Source organism: Endozoicomonas sp. ONNA2 (assembly GCF_024606365.1).
In the GTDB taxonomy this organism is placed as follows: domain Bacteria; phylum Pseudomonadota; class Gammaproteobacteria; order Pseudomonadales; family Endozoicomonadaceae; genus Endozoicomonas.
In genome coordinates this window covers 1-2,420 of the sequence record NZ_JAHHPO010001148.1, presented here as the reverse complement: position 1 = coordinate 2,420, position 2,420 = coordinate 1, and the positions used below count along the sequence as shown (strand labels likewise).

Below are 2,420 nucleotides of genomic sequence, written 5' to 3'. Positions count from 1 at the left end.
AAAGTCTTTTAACTAACTATGGCAAGGCTTTCACGCTTAAGTCAGTGCCATTGGGGTTTAACCACAAATGTTCATGACGATGGTTTGTCACCCCCTGTCATGAAAGCTGTAGTCACGGAGACACAGAGGAAAAGTTTTTTTCTGTTCTCCGTGACTCTGTGCCTCCGTGGCAATTTCCTTTCACGGCAAAGAGCACGAAGGAAAAGAAAATTTCTTGTATGTACTCATTTTGTGGTTCCATCCATAACTTCCCGATGCAGGCAGTAGGCGCTTAAGATGATCTATCAGAAAGCAAATTCAACAGTTTTGTCACGTCAAGTTTTTTTTCAAGTGCGTGTGTTTTTCCCAACCCCACGATTTGATCTGCTGCTCTACAGGGGTAATCCCTGTCTGGATACCCATGCCTTGGCACACCTCCAGTGTCGGAGGTTTTCAAATGGAAGTTGAAAGTGATAGCAAACTTGCCCGTCGTATTTGACTGATCAATTTTATAAATCAACTTCTCTTCATGGAGTACCTCAAGCAGCCTGAGAAGCTCATTGCCTACTTTATTATCGGGCAAATAGTGAGTTTCACATTTACGGGTTTCGTCCAGCGTCCGTCCTCCACTCAATTCAGCAGGTGCAGTTGCTGCTATGTGTACAACAATTCGTCCAACTCCCGGGTATCCTGGCAATTCTTTACGCCAGCGTGTGACTTCCAAAGGTGAGTAATTGATTGCCGCGTACTCTTCTGCAAGCTTTGTGGAAGAGTGAAGATTTAGATCCGGGTATTCTTTTGTGCAATCAGCGCAAACCAGAACTCCTTGATACTGCTGAGAACCTTCTTTGGGCTGTGATTCATAACAAACACCGCAATCAATCACTTCTTTACTCCCACTAAAGGCGCTGGCTGCAATTTCCCCAGACCCGGAAACTTCGGTACGCCCTGACAGTGCATATCGACTGGTGGTCCTCGCGACCTTGGCTGGAGGCTCAGGCCTTATGCTCAAGTTGGCTAACTCGTCCGACAAAGAATACGGACTATGTGACGCTGGCGGCAGGGAGTCATGCATCGATCTGGAAAACAGGGCTGCACCAGAGAGAAAATCAGGGGAGGTTTTCTTTGGGATAGCACCGGATCTGGGCATAGTGCCCGAAATACCGGCAGGGGAAGCACTGGCAGGCATTTTCCCCGAGGGTAAACATACCGGATCAGCAATGTTCAGACGCTCGAAAGTTTGAATAAAATCGTCGTATACATTCTGATCAGCACCTCGCCAACCCACGAGGATTAATTTGGGTAGTTTCAGTAATGGTATACCAAGCTTCTGATAAGCCCCATGGAGAGCCCGAGCCATATCCTCACCACTGCCACCGAAAATAGCACAGCCTATAAAGCAACTGACAATGGTATCGCTGCCTCTGGTCATGGCTGCAAGGAGCAGTGAAACAAAAGCGCTAGTGAAATCCTGCTCATACCTTGTTCGCTGAAAGTGTGTTTTTACCCATGCACCAGGCCTGTTAACACTCACTTCATACTCTTTCTTATTTGGGGCAACCACGTTATGAATATACTGACAATGATGCAAATCAGACTTGGGGTCACTGTATCCATAAGACCCGGTGGTGTAACATGCACCAGTTGGCACCGGTGCATTAGAAGCAGTATCCGAGTCAAATTGAGCACCAAGTTCTCTTGAAAATCGTTGGGCAATACCTCCTCTATGACTCATTTGGCTATTTGCAGCATTGACCAAATCAAATAGTTTTCCTTGTTTTGAAAGTTCTCTGGCATAACCAAACATGCCATTATCTGCGTACATCACTATTCCCAGCTGACCAGGAATCAGCATCCTTGGTACGTTGTTGCCACTGCCTGAAGTGGTCGCAGTGTTAATTGCCGTGGCCGCAGCTCCGGCGCTGGTGAGCGCTGAGCCTGTTGCAGGCCTGTATTGACCTGACGCCTGCCACTGACGGGCAAAGTCTTTGCCAGCTTGTATATCCCGGGCTTCAGAAGACCTCCCCACCAGAATCAGCTCTGGTAACTGACAGCCTGAAGGTTTAAAAAATTCTTTGGCTGCCAAAACCGCTGTTGCCAATCTTGTTCCTGAGCCTTTGGCAATACCACAACCGAGCAGAGGACAGAAAACCCGATCCAATTTATTACCCATTGCCTCTTTAAAAACCGCAATAAAAGCATTTTTAAGCTGCACATCAAAATCCGGGTGAGTTGAGGGCGGAATCATCACATTGAAAACCGCATGGCAATTACTTAAATCAGGCGGGTTGTTAAAACGGGAACAGTAATATGTGGCACATATACCGTAATCGAGAAGTTGGTTTTCAGAGGCCCTTTGATAATCGGTGCCAAACTTGTCTTTGATCACCTTCGCAATACCGAAACTTAATGTCTTCCCAAGGTCGACAGAATTCACTATC

The 2,420-nt window shown here is 46.8% G+C and carries 1 protein-coding gene; it reads right to left on the bottom strand.

Features of this window, described 5'->3' with window-relative positions; genetic code table 11:
* Window positions 1-271: 271 nt before the first annotated feature.
* The coding region (locus KDK14_RS20330; RefSeq protein WP_257267062.1) for a macro domain-containing protein at window positions 272-2,420 on the bottom strand (2,149 nt) is incomplete at its 5' end.